This is a genomic window from Brenneria izbisi, from assembly GCF_025840185.1.
Classification (GTDB): domain Bacteria; phylum Pseudomonadota; class Gammaproteobacteria; order Enterobacterales; family Enterobacteriaceae; genus Brenneria; species Brenneria izbisi.
Genome location: NZ_JAMPJU010000003.1, coordinates 132,668 through 148,120, shown reverse-complemented (window position 1 = coordinate 148,120; position 15,453 = coordinate 132,668). Strand labels below are relative to the sequence as shown.

Genomic DNA, 15,453 nt, shown 5'->3' with positions numbered 1-15,453 from the left:
TATGTCTACCTATTTAGTTGGCGATGTTCACGGTTGTTTAGCTGAACTTCAGGCGCTATTAGCGCAAGTTTCCTTTCATCCTGAGCAAGATACCTTGTGGCTGACGGGCGATCTGGTGGCGCGCGGTCCCGATTCGCTTGGCGTGCTGCGTTTTGTTCGTTCACTCGGCCCCGCCGTTCGGCTTGTTCTGGGTAATCACGACCTGCATTTACTGGCGGTGTATGCCGGGATCAGCCGCAGCAAGCCCAAAGATCGCCTGGCACCGTTGCTGGAAGCAGCGGATGCGGACGAATTGATTAACTGGCTGCGTAAACAACCGATATTGCAGATCGATGACGATTTAAAGCTGGTGATGGCCCATGCAGGCATCACCCCACAGTGGGATCTGGAAACGGCGAAAATCTGCGCCCGCGAAGTGGAATCCATCCTGAGCAGCGATAGCTATCCTCTGTTTCTGGATACCATGTACGGCGATATGCCGAACCACTGGCTCCCTGAACTCAGTGGTCTGCCTCGCCTACGCTTCAGCACAAATGTTTTTACCCGCATGCGCTACTGCTTCTCAGGCGGTCAGTTGGATATGCTGTGCAAAGAACCGCCCAATAAGGCTCCGTCCTTACTAAAACCCTGGTTCGAACTACCCGGTAAAATCGCCGGGGAATATGCCATCGCTTTCGGACACTGGGCTTCGCTGGAAGGAAAAGGCACGCCGGAGAACATCTACGCGCTGGATACCGGCTGCTGCTGGGGCGGAAAACTGACCATGCTGCGTTGGGAAGACAAACGCTATTTCACGCAAAAATCCCTGCCCTCCCCGAAAGCGGACACCACCGGTTAAATTGACCGCTTTGCCGGTATCCGCAATCGCGTTATTAACGCGCCAGAAAATAAAAACCCGCCATAATAGCGGGTTCACATTGCAGAGCAGGATAAATAAAAGACTATCGGCGCTCTAAAATCTCAAAACAGTAACTGTGTGAGTTTCGTTCATCAGCATCATGGAACTCGCTGAACGTAGAAAGCCACTCATCAGGTTCGTAATCCGGGAAATGCGTATCGCCTTCCACTTCTGCATCAATGTGAGTCAAATACAGGCGATGCGCCTTTGGCAACATCTGTTGATAGATACTGCCACCGCCAATGATCATCACCTCTTTCGCCTCACCCGCGGCGACCAGCGCCTCATCCAGCGAAGCGACCCAAGTCACGCGATCATCGTCGCCGGGCAGCCGGCTGACGACAATATTATGTCTGCCCGGCAATGGCTGACCAATGGAGCGGAAAGTATTGCGCCCCATGACGATAGGCTTACCTTGTGTATGGTGCTTAAACCACGCCAAATCAGCCGGTAAATGCCACGGCATGGCATTTTCCATGCCGATAACGCGATCTACCGCCAATGCAGCAATCAAACTAATAACCATGGTGAAACCCTGTAGGTCAGAAAATTGCTGACACTATACGTAAAGCCCTCTCACTCGTCGATACGGATGGTGCAATATAAGAGCGCTTCGACGCGAACTACACACCCGGACGTTTGCGATACAGCCATATCCCCGGCAGAGATAATCCGATCGACAGCGCGCCGACAATAAAACTGGCTTTAAGAAAATTGGTCACCATGATGCTCATTAATTCTTCGCTGTAACCAAGATGCGAAATTTCCACCAGGGAAATCATCGCGGTATAGGCCGAAATCCCTGGAAACATGGGAATAACCGCCGCGACAGTAAACACTTTGGGATGCGCCAGTAACCAGCGTGACCAGCGAATACCGATGATGCCTATCGTAATCGCCGCCAGAAACGAGGCCCATTCGATATTCAAACCGAAGTGCATGGCGATAAACCTCACGCCATGTCCCAACGCCCCCAATGCCGCGCAATAGCGCAGCGCTTTGACCGGGACATTGAAGACCATGGCGAACCCCAACGCCGGTACAGCCGCCAAAGCCATATCCTGTAACAGCGCCCACAGCAACGTTAAGCCCATCCGCGTAACCCCCATAGCGCTAGCGCCATTACCACGCCGATACAGGTAGCCAGTGTCAGCAGGCTGGCTACCGTCCAGCGCGCCAGCCCGGTATTGACGTGTCCTTTAAACATGTCGGCCACCGCATTGATCAGCGGAAAACCGGGAACCAACAGCAAGACGCTGGCGGCCATCGCCACGGTTGACGTCTGTTGAAAAACGGGAAGCTTCATCAACAATCCCGACGCCGAGGTCGCCACGAAAGCCGTAATACAAAAGTTAATCATTGGGTTCATGTGCCGGGCGGTAAAAATCTGTCTGACATACATCGCCAGGCCGCTGGCAATCATCGTGACGAGAAAAGCATCCCATCCGCCGCCATTCAAGCGGCTGAAACAACCACAGGAAAGCGCCACAATAGACACCATCAACCAACGTGGATAGCGCAGCGGCTTGATATGGGCAAACCGTTTTTCCACCCCCGCGATATCAAGCAATTTATGCTCAGCCATAATCACCACATGTTGCACCTCCGTCACTACATGCATGTTGATGCCGCGATCAACATTCTTTCGCGTGGATGTCAGGCAATGTCCCTGAATGATGGTGCTCAGTACGATGGCATTTGCCGAGATCGACGTCTCAACGCTATCAACTCCCAATGCCAAGCCAAGCCGGGAAGACAACTTTTCTACAACCATACTTTCCGCGCCGTGCTGTAACAGCAAAAGCGCGCACTGAATGCACAGCCGGGTAATCTCCCGTTGCTGTGATATTTCACTGACCATGTTTTTATCCCGATCCTGAGCCACGGAAAATATCCCTAAATAAAGAAAGGAGACTTGTTAACATATTGTCTGGCAATAGCCAATAATGAAGATGCCAATTCGTGATTCTGCCGCTATCATTCTACGCGTTCACTCTTTCTATTTTATCCATCTGGAACAGATCATGTTAGAAACGTCATTATTTGTCGCCACGATTGCCACTTTGGGTATGCTTTCTCCCGGTCCTGATTTTTTTCTGGTGATCAAAAATGCTGCTCGTTATCCACGCATTGCCGCGTTGATGACCGCATTCGGCGTGGTCTGCGGCGTGGCGACGCATATGGCATACTGCGTCGCTGGACTGGCGGTGATGATCACCACCACACCATGGCTGTTCAACCTGCTGAAATATGCGGGCGCCGCTTATCTGATCTGGGTGGGGATCCTGGCGCTGCTATCCCGCGGCGAAAGTAAAATGGCGGTATCAAATTTGACGAAACAGCAAGTCAGCCTGAAAAAAGCCTTTTTACAAGGTTATTTATGCAATCTGCTCAACCCCAAAGCGACATTGTTTTTCCTGGCGGTATTTACTCAGGTGTTGAGCACTGATTCCGGCGTTGGCGAAAAGCTATGGTACGCCATGATTATTTGGGGATTATCGGTAATCTGGTGGCCGTTGCTGGTGATTATTTTCCAAAGCGGGCCAGTACGCCGTGGTCTGGAAAAGGCGCAGAAGTTGGTGGATAAATTGCTGGGTACGGTTTTGATTGCCCTCGGTATCAAAGTCGCACTGGGTTAAGCAATCTCAGGACCCGCTGAATGAGCGGGCCGACTGCCAACTGTCAGAGCGTGCCTGTCCCGCCATCGGAGCACCATACCTGCCCTGACGCGAAGCTGCATTCCGCCGATGCCAGCGTCACATATAATGGCGCGATCTCCACCGGCTGCCCAGGACGTCCCAATGGCGCACTCGCGGCAAATTCCATCACTTTGTCCATCGGTTGTCCGCCACTCGGTTGCAACGGCGTCCAGTAAGGCCCCGGCGCCACCGCATTGACGCGAATGCCTTTTGCCGCCACCTGCTTTGCTAACGCTTTGGTAAAAGCGACGTTACAGGCTTTGGTTTGAGCATAATCGAGCAGAATGGCGCTGGGATCGAATGCCTGCACGGATGCGGTATTGATGATGACGGAACCCGGCTGCAAATGGGGCATCGCGGCTTTCGTGATCCAAAATGGCGCATACACATTGGTTTTAAACGTGGCATCAAAGGCTTCCGTTGTGAGATCGTCAATCGATTCCACATACTGCTGCCGACCGGCATTGTTCACCAAAATGTCCAGCCCCCCCAGTTTTTCAACCGCCTCATTGACCAGACGCCGACAAAAATCCTCCGTGCGGATATCGCCGGGGATCGCCACCGCGATACGCCCTTCAGCACGAATCAGCGCGATCACTTCCCGCGCATCCGACTCCTCCTCTGGCAAATAATTAATCGCAACGTCCGCGCCTTCTCTGGCGTAGGCAATGGCAACGGCACGACCGATCCCGGAATCGCCCCCGGTGACCAATGCTTTACGACCATTCAGCCGCCCGCTGCCGCGGTAGCTTTTTTCGCCATGATCGGGGACTGGTTTCATTTTGCTGGCAAGACCTGGCGGCTCCTGCGGCTGACTTTCAAAAGGAGGCTTGGGATAGGCCTCTGACGGATGTTTTCCCGTCAGTGGCGATAATGTCTCCTGAGTTACCGTGCGGTTCTTTTCGTTGACACTCATACTTACCTCTTATTGTTGAAAATGTTATTTACAACATAAAAATTCAAACAATAGTAATAAGTATAGCTGATTATTCTGTTCATTCAGCAGTAAGTAGCAATAACGCACCGAGCAAAAAAACAGGAGAGACAAGGGAGAAGGCGTTACACGTCAGAAAATGAAGCGTTGTGGCTGAAAAAAGCCAGCGTTTATCATCAACGCTGGCTTTTCTTTTCCTGTTGCGGATAAACGATTAATTAACCTTTAATCAATGCGTGCATCTCCTGCACCGAGGTCACTTTCTCAGTCGGATCCGCCGTCAAAGACATTGCCGTCGCGAAGCCGCCGTTCATCGTGGTGTCATAGTGAACTTTATACTGCAACGCGCTGCGGCGAATCAGTTTGGAATCCTCTATCGCCTGACGACCAGCCGTGGTGTTGACGATATAAGTGTATTCGCCATTTTTGATACGATCCTGAATGTGCGGACGACCTTCATGCACCTTATTCACCAAACGAGGATTGATGCCGGCTTCGCCCAGTTCAATCGCCGTACCGTGCGTCGCATCCAGTTCAAAACCGTGCTTAAGCAGCTTGGCCGCCAAATCCACCACCCGCGCTTTGTCGCCTTCACGAACTGACAGCAACGCGCGCCCGGATTTTTTCATATGCGAATTGCTGCCCAGCATCGCTTTGGCGAAAGCCTCAGCAAAGGTGCGGCCTACGCCCATCACCTCACCCGTAGAACGCATCTCCGGCCCCAGAATCGGGTCAACGCCGGGGAATTTGTTGAACGGCAGCACCACTTCTTTCACGGAATAGTACGGCGGGATGACCTCTTTCGTCACGCCCTGCTGGGCCAGCGTCTGCCCCACCATTACGCGAGCGGCCACTTTCGCCAGCGGTATCCCCGTCGCTTTGGAAACGAAGGGGACGGTACGCGCCGCACGCGGGTTAACCTCAATCAGGTAGACTTCATTGTCCTTAACCGCGAACTGCACGTTCATCAGACCACGCACGCAAAGTTCAAACGCTAGTTTTTCAACCTGCTGACGCATCACATCCTGAATTTCCTGGCTCAGTGTATAAGCAGGCAGAGAACAGGCTGAGTCGCCGGAGTGAACGCCCGCTTGCTCGATGTGCTCCATAATGCCGCCAATCAGTACGCGCTCACCATCACAGATGGCATCCACGTCGACTTCGATCGCATCATCAAGGAAACGATCCAGCAATACCGGCGCATCATTGGAGACGCTGACGGCGGTCTGGAAGTAACGGCGCAGATCGATTTCATCGTAGACAATTTCCATTGCGCGGCCACCCAGCACATAAGAAGGACGCACTACCAGCGGATAACCGATATCGCGTGCCTTTTCCACCGCTTCTTCAATCGCGGCTACCGTGGCGTTCGCCGGTTGTTTCAGTCCCAGACGGTTTACCGCCTGTTGGAAACGTTCGCGATCTTCCGCGCGATCAATGGCGTCCGGGCTGGTGCCAATCACCGGCACGCCAGCGGCTTCCAGCGCTCGCGCCAGTTTCAGCGGCGTCTGCCCGCCGTACTGGACGATCACGCCTTTCGGTTTTTCGATACGGACGATTTCCAGTACGTCTTCCAGCGTCACCGGCTCAAAGTACAGGCGATCGGACGTATCGTAATCGGTAGAAACGGTTTCAGGGTTACAGTTGACCATGATGGTTTCATAACCGTCTTCACGTAGCGCCAGCGAAGCGTGTACACAGCAGTAATCGAACTCGATGCCCTGACCGATACGGTTCGGCCCGCCGCCCAGCACAATGATTTTTTCACGATCCTGCGTCGGGTTGGCTTCACACTCATCTTCATAAGTGGAATACATGTATGCGGTATCGGTCGCGAACTCCGCCGCGCAGGTATCCACGCGTTTGTAAACCGGATGCAGATTAAACTTGTCACGCCGTTTGTGGATCTCGCTTTCGGCAACGCCAGCCAATTGCGCCAGTCGCGCATCGGCAAAGCCTTTACGCTTCAGCAGCCGCAGGAAGTCAACATCCAGCACAGACATGCCTTTTTCCGCCACCTGTTCTTCCAGACGCACCAGTTCTTCAATCTGCACCAGGAACCAGCGATCAATATTGGTGAGATTAAACACGCCGTCGACGGACATGCCCGCCCGAAATGCATCAGCGATATACCAGATACGCTGGGCGCCGGCATCTTTCAACTCACGCCGAATTTTGGTCAACGCTTCAGGATCGTCCAGCGATACTTGCGGATCGAAGCCGGTGGCGCCCACTTCCAGACCGCGCAACGCTTTCTGCAATGACTCCTGCTGCGTGCGGCCAATCGCCATCACTTCCCCCACCGATTTCATCTGCGTGGTCAAACGATCGTTGGCGCCAGCGAATTTTTCGAAATTAAAACGCGGGATCTTGGTCACAACATAGTCGATGGACGGTTCAAATGACGCTGGCGTGCGGCCGCCGGTGATGTCATTCATCAATTCATCAAGCGTATAACCCACCGCAAGCTTGGCGGCGATTTTTGCAATCGGGAAACCTGTCGCTTTCGACGCCAATGCGGAGGAGCGGGAAACACGCGGGTTCATTTCGATGACGATCAAGCGGCCATTCTTCGGGTTAACCGAGAACTGGACATTGGAACCGCCGGTTTCCACGCCAATCTCACGCAGTACCGCCATCGAAGCGTTACGCATGATCTGGTACTCTTTGTCGGTCAGGGTTTGCGCGGGCGCGACCGTAATGGAGTCGCCGGTGTGGATCCCCATGGCGTCAAAGTTCTCAATCGAGCAGACGATGATACAGTTGTCGTTCTTGTCGCGAACCACTTCCATCTCATACTCTTTCCAACCGATTAACGATTCATCGATCAACAGTTCTTTGGTTGGCGATAAATCCAGACCGCGCTCGCAAATCTCTTCAAATTCTTCGCGATTGTATGCAATGCCGCCGCCGGTGCCGCCCATAGTGAAGGAAGGACGGATAATACAAGGAAAGCCCACCTCCGCCGCCACAGCCAGCGCTTCTTCCATATTATGCGCGATGCCTGAACGTGCGGTATCCAGGCCAATTTTCTTCATCGCTTTATCGAAGCGCTGACGATCTTCCGCTTTATCAATCGCATCGGCGGTGGCGCCAATCATGGTGACGCCGAATTCAGTCAGCACCCCCTGACGCTCCAACTCCAGCGCGCAATTCAGCGCCGTCTGACCGCCCATGGTCGGCAGCACCGCGTCCGGGCGCTCTTTCTCAATAATTTTGCGCACCACTTCCCAATGAATCGGCTCAATGTAGGTCGCATCGGCCATTTCCGGGTCGGTCATAATGGTAGCCGGATTGGAGTTCACCAGAATAACGCGGTATCCCTCTTCGCGCAGCGCTTTACACGCCTGTGCGCCAGAGTAGTCAAATTCACACGCCTGACCGATCACGATCGGACCGGCGCCCAGAATCAGGATGCTTTTAATATCTGTACGTTTTGGCATTTTCTCGCTCCTGATTATTTCGCTGAAGAACGGTAAGTCTGAATCAATTCAATAAAGTGGTCGAAAAAAGGCGCCGCATCATGCGGGCCGGGGCTGGCTTCCGGGTGTCCCTGAAAGCTGAAAGCCGCTTTATCGGTGCGATGAATTCCCTGAACCGTGTGGTCAAACAACGATTTGTGCGTCACCCGCAGCGTGTCGGGCAGATTATTTTCATCAACGGCGAAACCGTGGTTCTGGGCGGTAATCATCACGCGGTTATTATCCAGATCTTTTACCGGATGATTGCCGCCATGATGCCCCAGCTTCATTTTGATCGTCTTCGCGCCGCTGGCCAGTGCCAGCAACTGATGGCCAAGGCAGATACCGAAGACCGGAATATCCGTTTCCAGGAACGTTTTAATCGCGCGGATAGCGTAGTCGCAAGGTTCAGGGTCGCCTGGGCCGTTGGAAAGGAATATCCCATCCGGGTTAAGCTTCAAGACCTCTTGCGCGGAAGTTTGCGCCGGCACCACGGTAAGGCGGCATCCTCTGTCCACCAGCAGACGCAGGATATTGCGTTTCACGCCATAGTCATACGCCACCACATGGAAAGGCAGTTCGCTTTCTTGTCTGGCGGCGGGTAAATCGCCTTCCAGCGTCCAACTGCCTTGCAGCCAACGGTAACTTTCCGCCGTGGTCACTTCTTTCGCCAAATCCATCCCTTTCAGCCCAGGAAACGCTTTGGCTTTTTCCAGCGCCAGCGCCGCATCTGGCGCATCGCCCGCGATAATGCAGCCGTTCTGAGCGCCTTTTTCACGCAGTAAACGCGTCAGCTTGCGAGTATCGATATCAGCGATGGCGACAATGTTGTTGCGCTTGAGGTAATCGGACAGGGTTTCTTCACTGCGGTAGTTACTGGCGATCAGCGGCAGGTCACGAATAACCAGACCCTGAGCATGTATAGCGGGAGATTCTTCATCGGCTTTGTTGGCGCCGACATTACCAATATGAGGATAAGTGAGAGTGACGATCTGGCGAGAATAGGAAGGATCAGTAAGGATTTCTTGATAACCGGTCATCGACGTATTGAAGACCACTTCCCCCACAGCCGATCCTTCCGCCCCAATCGCCCGACCATGGAATTGGGTTCCGTCTTCCAGAACCAATAGCGCTGACTTAATCAAAACACCCTCCAAGGAATAAAAAATCATGTTATTTGCATATTAATTCAGATTCATCGCTCTAAATCAATGCAAAAACCACCTGTAAGGTAAATTTTTGGCAAATTGGGCGCATTTTAATGATGGCCTGCCAACTTGTCTACTCCAACCGTCTTTTTTCTCACCTTTTTATGCTTTCCGCCGTAAATAACTGCTCACAACCTTAAAAAAGCACATCAACTGGGGCAAGTAAACGGTTGCTAACCAACATTGTTAAAATATGAGTAATAATCAATCAACATCACGCATTTATCGCTTCCATCGAGGAAATTCAGGCATGAATAGCGATAAATAACAGTTAAAAACTCAAATATGTCATCATAAAAACCCACAACACCAATTAATAAAAGTAACGATATAAATCGCTACTTTTATCATTGAGTTATAAATTATAAAAAAACAATCATTAATTATAAATCATTAAGGGAAAGCACATCCCTCATATCAAAAAGACCTACTTTCATACCTTTCACCCAAACTGCCGCCCTTACCGCACCATTAGCAAAAGTCATTCGACTGGAAGCCTTATGTGTAATCTCGATGCGCTCGCCGATATCTGCAAACATCGCCGTATGCTCGCCAACGATATCGCCGGCGCGGACGGTAGCAAAACCAATACTTTTCGGATCACGTTCGCCGGTATAGCCTTCGCGTGCATAAACCGCACATGTCTTCAGATCGCGTCCCAATGCGCCAGCAATCGCCTCGCCCATCGCCAGCGCCGTACCTGACGGCGCATCCACTTTGTGCCGATGATGCGCCTCAATAATCTCAATATCGGTATAGTCACCCATCACCCTGGCCGCTTTCTCCAGCAACTTCAGCATAACGTTGACCCCTACGCTGAAGTTGGCCGCGAACACAATGCCGATATCCTCAGATGCCTGAACAATGGCCGCTTTACCTTCATCATCGAAGCCGGTTGTCCCAATAATCATGGCCTTATGGTGCTGACGGCAAAACGCCAGATGCGCCAGCGTCCCTTCCGGGCGGGTAAAATCGATCAAAATATCAAAATCATCACGCACGGCATCCAGACTATCGTTAACCAACACTCCTGTTTTCCCCAGACCGGCCAGTTCCCCGGCGTCAATTCCCACTAGGGATGATCCCGCACGCTCCAGCGCTGCGCCTAAGACGGCCCCTTCAGTTTGCTCAACAGCCTGAATCAGTTGACGCCCCATACGCCCACCAGAGCCCGCAATCGCGATACGGATGGATGAATCCTTCATAATGTCTCTCTCTGTAATACGCCCAACAAATGATGTCAGGGTAACGGGCGGGACGCGCTATCGCCAGCGGATTTATAGCCGGATTAGAAAATTATGTCGGAAGGGTAATAAAATCAGTAAAACTGTCCGTGAAAACATGAACAGCGGCAGAGATATTCAGGGCCATCAGTACCATGCTTAAAAAACCGCCGAGGTAAAAACGCATAAACATGCATTTTTATCACATCGTTATTGGCGGCGAATTGGCGAATATAGGTATAACAGGAGACATAAATGAAAAGAGCGGCGATGCCAACCGCACCACCGCCTGAATAACTCAATCGATTTGCTTCACTTCCACACGCAACTCTTTCGGCACTTCAAAAACGATGTTCTCTTCACGTCCCTGCATTTCTACGGCAACCTTGCCGCCTAACGCCTGCAAGCGTTTGATGACCTGCTGAACCAGAATATCCGGCGCCGATGCCCCAGCCGTGACGCCGACATGGGACACGCCAGCCAACCAGGTTTCCTGAATATCTTCCGATGAATCAATAAGATACGCAGATTTTCCCGCACGTTGAGCCAATTCAGCCAGACGATTGGAGTTGGACGAATTCCTGGACCCCACGACCAGCACCACATCCGCTTCCGCCGCAAGATTGCGTACCGCTTCCTGACGGTTCGTCGTGGCGTAACAGATATCATCCTTGCGCGGGCCGATAATTTTTGGAAAGCGTGCGCGCAGCGCGTCAATCACCGCCGATGTATCATCAACCGACAACGTCGTCTGCGTCATAAAGCACAGATTGGTATCATCCTTCACCTGCAACTGCCAGACATCTTCCGGCGACTCCACCAGATACATTCCGCCTGCGGGGTTATTGTACTGCCCCATGGTGCCTTCGACTTCTGGATGACCCGCATGTCCAATCAGAATCGCCTCCGTGCCTTTTCGACTGGCCCGCGCCACCTCCATATGTACTTTGGTCACCAGAGGACAGGTTGCATCGAAAACCGTCAGATCGCGACTCTTCGCTTCGGCACGCACCGCCTGTGAAACGCCATGCGCGGAGAAAATCAGAATCGAGCCATCCGGCACTTCATTAATCTGCTCAATGAAGATCGCCCCACGGTCACGCAATCCATTAACCACATAACGATTATGAACCACTTCGTGACGGACGTAGATCGGCGTACCATATATCTCCAGCGCGCGTTCAACAATGCTGATGGCCCGATCGACACCAGCACAAAAACCGCGTGGGTTAGCCAGCAAGATTTGCATGGGGAACCTCCTGCCTAGAGGGATCGATCGCCAACACTTCCAGATCGAACGTAATTGCCTGACCCGCCAGCGGATGATTGAAATCCACCGTAATGGACTCTTCCGCCACCTCGCGAATGACTCCGGGCATATCATTACCGCCCACGCCACTGAACAACATGATCGTACCTACATCCGGCACGCCGGTCTGGGCAAAATCACGACGCAGGAAGAACTGAATCAGATTGGGATTGACCGGCCCAAACGCAGACTCTGACGACAACGTGAACTTACGTCTGTCGCCGCGTTTGAGCCCCAGAAGATTCTGCTCCAATTCATGGGACAAACTGCCGTCACCCAGACGAAACAACGCGGGCTTACCGCTTTCACGGGTAGACTCCGCCGCAGAGCCGTCCGCCAACGTCAGAATAAAGTGCACCAGCACCTCGCTGTTGCTCTGTACAGTTTCAGACATCAGTGACCCTTTTGTTCGACGGTATCATCATGCTTATTAAAAAAGCCTTCCAGTATGATTAGCGCCGCGCCAATGCAGATAGCCGTATCCGCCAGATTGAAGGTGGCGAAATGCCAGTCCCCCACATAGAAGTCGATCATATCCACGACAAATCCATGCCATGTGCGGTCAAACAGATTGCCTAACGCCCCACCGATAATCAGCGCGTAGGCAATGTTATTCAACTTTTGCTGTGCACTGCCGCGATACATCATCACCAGCAAGGCGACCACAATCGCCACCGCGACCCCGGCAAAAAACCAACGTTGCCAGCCGCCTTTATCCGCCAGAAAACTGAATGCCGCACCATAATTGCGCGCATAATGCAGATTCAGAGAAGGAAACAGCGGCAATGTCTCTCCCAGAGCAAATTGAGAGAGCACCCACTGTTTGCTGCCCAGGTCGATAATAAAAACCAGCAGCGCCAGCCAAAGCCAACGCAATCCGCTCGAACAGATAGATTTATTCATCAGACAAATTTACGCTCTTCACCATTGCCGCCGATATTCGTTGCGCAGCGACCACAAATGTCAGGATGATCGGTATTTGTCCCGATATCTGACTCATAGTGCCAGCAGCGCGGACACTTATGTCCTTCCGCCTTGCTTAAGGCAATTTTCAGTCCAGAGAGTTCCGTATCTTGCGCATCGGCAGGCGCGTCTTCATAACGTTCAACCAATGCTTTCGAGGTCAACAGCGCAAAATGCAGTTCCTGATGTAAGCGGTTCAATTTACCCGCAAGATTGGCATCGGCATAGAGCGTGACCGACGCTTCCAGCGACCCGCCGATACGTTTGTCATTGCGCGCCTGCTCAATCACTTTGTTCACTTCGCCACGCACTTTCAGAATATCCGCCCAGAAGACGTCGTTCATAGTTTCAGCCGCGTCCAGGCCGAACAAACCGTCATACCACTCTTCAGTGAAGACATACTGCGCACGTTCGCCCGGCAGAAAGTTCCAGACTTCGTCGGCGGTGAACGACAGAATCGGCGCCATCCAGCGCACCAACGCTTCGGAAATATGATACAGCGCCGTCTGGCAACTGCGGCGCGCAATGCTGTCGCCTTTCGCGGTGTACTGACGATCCTTGATGATATCAAGGTAGAACGACCCCATTTCAATGGAGCAGAACTGCATCAGACGTTGCACCACACGGTGGAAATCGTAGCTCTCATAGGCTTCGATAATCTCTTCCTGCGCCGCTTTCGCACAACCGACCGCCCAACGATCCAGCACCACCATCTCTTCAGGCTTCACACTATCCCGCTGTGGCTCAAATCCGTTCAGGTTAGCCAACAGAAAACGCGCAGTGTTGCGAATACGCCGATAAGCGTCGGCGGAACGTTTCAGGATCTCATCGGAAACGGCGATTTCCCCCGAATAATCGGTTGAACCGATCCACAGGCGCAGAATATCGGCGCCCAATTTATCCATCACGTCCTGCGGGCTGACAGTATTACCGATAGACTTCGACATTTTGCGGCCCTGACCATCCACAGTGAAACCGTGCGTCAGAACCTGACGATAAGGGGCTTTGCCTTTGATCGCCGTCGAAATCATCAGTGAAGACATAAACCAGCCGCGATGCTGATCGGAGCCTTCCAGATACATATCCGCCGAATGACCGCAAAATTCAGGACGGACATCCACCACGGAAGCATGAGTCGACCCGGAGTCGAACCAGACGTCCAGCGTATCGGGCACTTTGACGTAATCCGCCGCTTCCGCACCCAGCACATCGGCCGCATCAAGATCCCACCATGCCTGAATGCCATCCTGCTCAACGCGTTTGGCAACGGCTTCAATCAGCTCACTGGTACGCGGATGCAGTGCTTCCGTGTCTTTGTGCACGAACAGCGACATCGGCACGCCCCAGGTACGCTGGCGGGAAATACACCAGTCAGGGCGGTTGGCGACCATAGCCTCAATACGCGCCTGACCCCAATCAGGGATCCACTGCACGCCTTTTATTTCAGCCAACGACTGCTTACGCAAACCGTTCTGATCCATGCTGATAAACCACTGCGGAGTGGCGCGGAAGATAACCGGCGTTTTATGGCGCCAGCAGCACGGATAACTGTGCAACAGCTTTTCTATATGCAGCAACACGCCTTTTTCACGCAGAATGTCGACCACGGTATCATTGGCCTTAAAGACAAACTTGCCATCCAGTTCAGGATAGGTCCCGGTCAGGTAACAGCCATTCGGCCCTACCGGATTGACGACTTCCAACCCATATTGCTGACCGACGACATAATCCTCCGGGCCATGCCCCGGCGCGGTATGCACAGCGCCAGTACCCGCATCCAGCGTGACGTGTTCGCCCAGGATTGCCGGAACGTCAAAGCCCATGAACGGATGCCGGAAACGCAGCAATTCCAGATCGCTGCCTTTGCACTCGCCCAGCACCTGCCAGTGATCAATACCGATACGCTTCATCACGCTTTCAACCAGATCGTCAGCCAGAATCAGTGCTTGTCCTGCAATCTGCACCAGTTGATAGGTAAACGCCGCATTCAGAGAGATCGCACGGTTAGCCGGCAGTGTCCACGGCGTGGTGGTCCAGATCACCAAAGAAAGCGGGCCTTCAACCTGGCTGACGCCAAATTTGGCACACACCGCGGCGACATCGACGGCATTAAAGGCCACATCGATAGACGGCGACGTTTTGTCATAGTATTCCACTTCGGCTTCAGCCAGCGCAGAACCACAGTCGACGCACCAGTGAACCGGCTTGGCCCCTTTATGCAAATGACCGTTTTCAATAATGCGGCCCAACGCGCGAATAATGTTGGCTTCGGTCGTGAAATCCATCGTCAGGTACGGATGGTCCCAATCGCCCAGCACGCCAAGACGAATAAAGTCCTTCTTCTGACCGGCGACCTGTTCGGCGGCGTATTTACGGCACTCGGCGCGGAACTCAGCCGCGCTCACCTTCTCGCCTGGCTTGCCGATCAGTTGTTCGACCTTGAGCTCGATAGGCAGACCATGACAGTCCCAACCCGGCACATATGGAGAGTTATAGCCAGACAGACCTTTAGACTTAATGATAATATCTTTAAGAATCTTGTTAACCGAGTGACCAATATGGATATTGCCATTCGCATACGGGGGACCATCGTGCAGAATGAAGGTTTTTTTACCTTTTTTGGCCTTACGAATAATCCCATACAGATCCTGCTCATACCAACGTTTCAGCATGTCAGGTTCGCGCCTGGCCAGATCGCCACGCATCGGGAACCCTGTTTCCGGCAAATTCAGGGTAGTCTTATAGTCACTCATTAGAT

General features: G+C 52.7%; 13 protein-coding genes. 2 read left to right on the top strand and 11 right to left on the bottom strand.

Annotated features, from left to right (window positions below):
- Position 1: 1 nt before the first annotated feature.
- On the top strand, positions 2 to 838 hold the full coding sequence (gene apaH / locus NC856_RS05810; RefSeq protein ID WP_264089487.1) for a bis(5'-nucleosyl)-tetraphosphatase (symmetrical) ApaH: 837 nt from the start codon (positions 2 to 4) through the stop codon (positions 836 to 838).
- A gap of 103 nt (positions 839 to 941) precedes the next feature.
- On the opposite strand, the gene folA is transcribed toward apaH, so the two are convergent.
- The 3 genes from folA to NC856_RS05795 form a co-directional block, all read right to left on the bottom strand.
- Entirely contained in the window at positions 942 to 1,424 is a 483-nt protein-coding gene (gene folA / locus NC856_RS05805) for a type 3 dihydrofolate reductase (protein WP_264089486.1), read from the bottom strand.
- Between the two features lie 97 nt (positions 1,425 to 1,521).
- Positions 1,522 to 1,992, bottom strand: coding sequence for a threonine/serine exporter (locus NC856_RS05800; RefSeq protein WP_264089485.1), 471 nt, complete (start codon positions 1,990 to 1,992; stop codon positions 1,522 to 1,524).
- Entirely contained in the window at positions 1,983 to 2,759 is a 777-nt protein-coding gene (locus tag NC856_RS05795) for a threonine/serine exporter family protein (protein ID WP_264089677.1), read from the bottom strand. Before NC856_RS05795 ends, NC856_RS05800 begins: the two co-directional genes overlap by 10 nt.
- Positions 2,760 to 2,922: 163 nt before the next feature.
- Here NC856_RS05795 and NC856_RS05790 point away from each other — a divergent pair, with 163 nt between their 5' ends.
- Positions 2,923 to 3,537 (top strand): LysE family transporter, encoded by a 615-nt coding sequence (locus tag NC856_RS05790; RefSeq protein ID WP_264089484.1) that lies wholly within the window; start codon positions 2,923 to 2,925, stop codon positions 3,535 to 3,537.
- Between the two features lie 43 nt (positions 3,538 to 3,580).
- On the opposite strand, the gene NC856_RS05785 is transcribed toward NC856_RS05790, so the two are convergent.
- The 8 genes from NC856_RS05785 to ileS form a co-directional block, all read right to left on the bottom strand.
- On the bottom strand, positions 3,581 to 4,513 hold the full coding sequence (locus NC856_RS05785) for an SDR family oxidoreductase (RefSeq protein ID WP_264089483.1): 933 nt from the start codon (positions 4,511 to 4,513) through the stop codon (positions 3,581 to 3,583).
- Between the two features lie 236 nt (positions 4,514 to 4,749).
- Positions 4,750 to 7,974 (bottom strand): carbamoyl-phosphate synthase large subunit, encoded by a 3,225-nt coding sequence (gene carB / locus NC856_RS05780; protein WP_264089482.1) that lies wholly within the window; start codon positions 7,972 to 7,974, stop codon positions 4,750 to 4,752.
- Between the two features lie 14 nt (positions 7,975 to 7,988).
- Positions 7,989 to 9,137: a glutamine-hydrolyzing carbamoyl-phosphate synthase small subunit gene (carA, locus tag NC856_RS05775; RefSeq protein ID WP_404802307.1), complete on the bottom strand. Its 1,149-nt coding sequence runs from the start codon at positions 9,135 to 9,137 to the stop codon at positions 7,989 to 7,991.
- 446 nt (positions 9,138 to 9,583) lie between these two features.
- Positions 9,584 to 10,405 (bottom strand): 4-hydroxy-tetrahydrodipicolinate reductase, encoded by an 822-nt coding sequence (gene dapB / locus NC856_RS05770; protein WP_264089480.1) that lies wholly within the window; start codon positions 10,403 to 10,405, stop codon positions 9,584 to 9,586.
- Between the two features lie 316 nt (positions 10,406 to 10,721).
- Positions 10,722 to 11,672: a 4-hydroxy-3-methylbut-2-enyl diphosphate reductase gene (gene ispH / locus NC856_RS05765; RefSeq protein ID WP_264089479.1), complete on the bottom strand. Its 951-nt coding sequence runs from the start codon at positions 11,670 to 11,672 to the stop codon at positions 10,722 to 10,724.
- Positions 11,653 to 12,126 (bottom strand): FKBP-type peptidyl-prolyl cis-trans isomerase, encoded by a 474-nt coding sequence (gene fkpB, locus NC856_RS05760; RefSeq protein WP_264089478.1) that lies wholly within the window; start codon positions 12,124 to 12,126, stop codon positions 11,653 to 11,655. The genes ispH and fkpB overlap by 20 nt, the downstream gene beginning before the upstream one ends.
- A complete protein-coding gene (gene lspA, locus NC856_RS05755; RefSeq protein ID WP_264089477.1) occupies positions 12,126 to 12,635 on the bottom strand; it encodes a signal peptidase II in 510 nt (169 codons plus the stop codon). The genes fkpB and lspA overlap by 1 nt, the downstream gene beginning before the upstream one ends.
- Positions 12,635 to 15,448 carry an isoleucine--tRNA ligase gene (gene ileS / locus NC856_RS05750; protein WP_264089476.1) on the bottom strand — a complete coding sequence of 938 codons (2,814 nt, stop codon included), beginning with the start codon at positions 15,446 to 15,448 and terminating at the stop codon, positions 12,635 to 12,637. The genes lspA and ileS overlap by 1 nt, the downstream gene beginning before the upstream one ends.
- Positions 15,449 to 15,453: the final 5 nt, after the last annotated feature.

What these genes read in the sequence shown, in the direction of transcription:
- lspA (WP_264089477.1), bottom strand. Translation starts at nt 12,635, where the DNA reads ATGAATAAATCTATCTGTTCGAGCGGATTGCGTTGGCTTTGGCTGGCG.
- apaH (WP_264089487.1), top strand. Translation starts at nt 2, where the DNA reads ATGTCTACCTATTTAGTTGGCGATGTTCACGGTTGTTTAGCTGAACTT.
- dapB (WP_264089480.1), bottom strand. Translation starts at nt 10,405, where the DNA reads ATGAAGGATTCATCCATCCGTATCGCGATTGCGGGCTCTGGTGGGCGT.
- NC856_RS05790 (WP_264089484.1), top strand. Translation starts at nt 2,923, where the DNA reads ATGTTAGAAACGTCATTATTTGTCGCCACGATTGCCACTTTGGGTATG.
- NC856_RS05800 (WP_264089485.1), bottom strand. Translation starts at nt 1,992, where the DNA reads ATGGGCTTAACGTTGCTGTGGGCGCTGTTACAGGATATGGCTTTGGCG.
- ileS (WP_264089476.1), bottom strand. Translation starts at nt 15,448, where the DNA reads ATGAGTGACTATAAGACTACCCTGAATTTGCCGGAAACAGGGTTCCCG.
- NC856_RS05785 (WP_264089483.1), bottom strand. Translation starts at nt 4,513, where the DNA reads ATGAGTGTCAACGAAAAGAACCGCACGGTAACTCAGGAGACATTATCG.
- NC856_RS05795 (WP_264089677.1), bottom strand. Translation starts at nt 2,759, where the DNA reads ATGGTCAGTGAAATATCACAGCAACGGGAGATTACCCGGCTGTGCATT.
- fkpB (WP_264089478.1), bottom strand. Translation starts at nt 12,126, where the DNA reads ATGTCTGAAACTGTACAGAGCAACAGCGAGGTGCTGGTGCACTTTATT.
- folA (WP_264089486.1), bottom strand. Translation starts at nt 1,424, where the DNA reads ATGGTTATTAGTTTGATTGCTGCATTGGCGGTAGATCGCGTTATCGGC.
- carB (WP_264089482.1), bottom strand. Translation starts at nt 7,974, where the DNA reads ATGCCAAAACGTACAGATATTAAAAGCATCCTGATTCTGGGCGCCGGT.
- ispH (WP_264089479.1), bottom strand. Translation starts at nt 11,672, where the DNA reads ATGCAAATCTTGCTGGCTAACCCACGCGGTTTTTGTGCTGGTGTCGAT.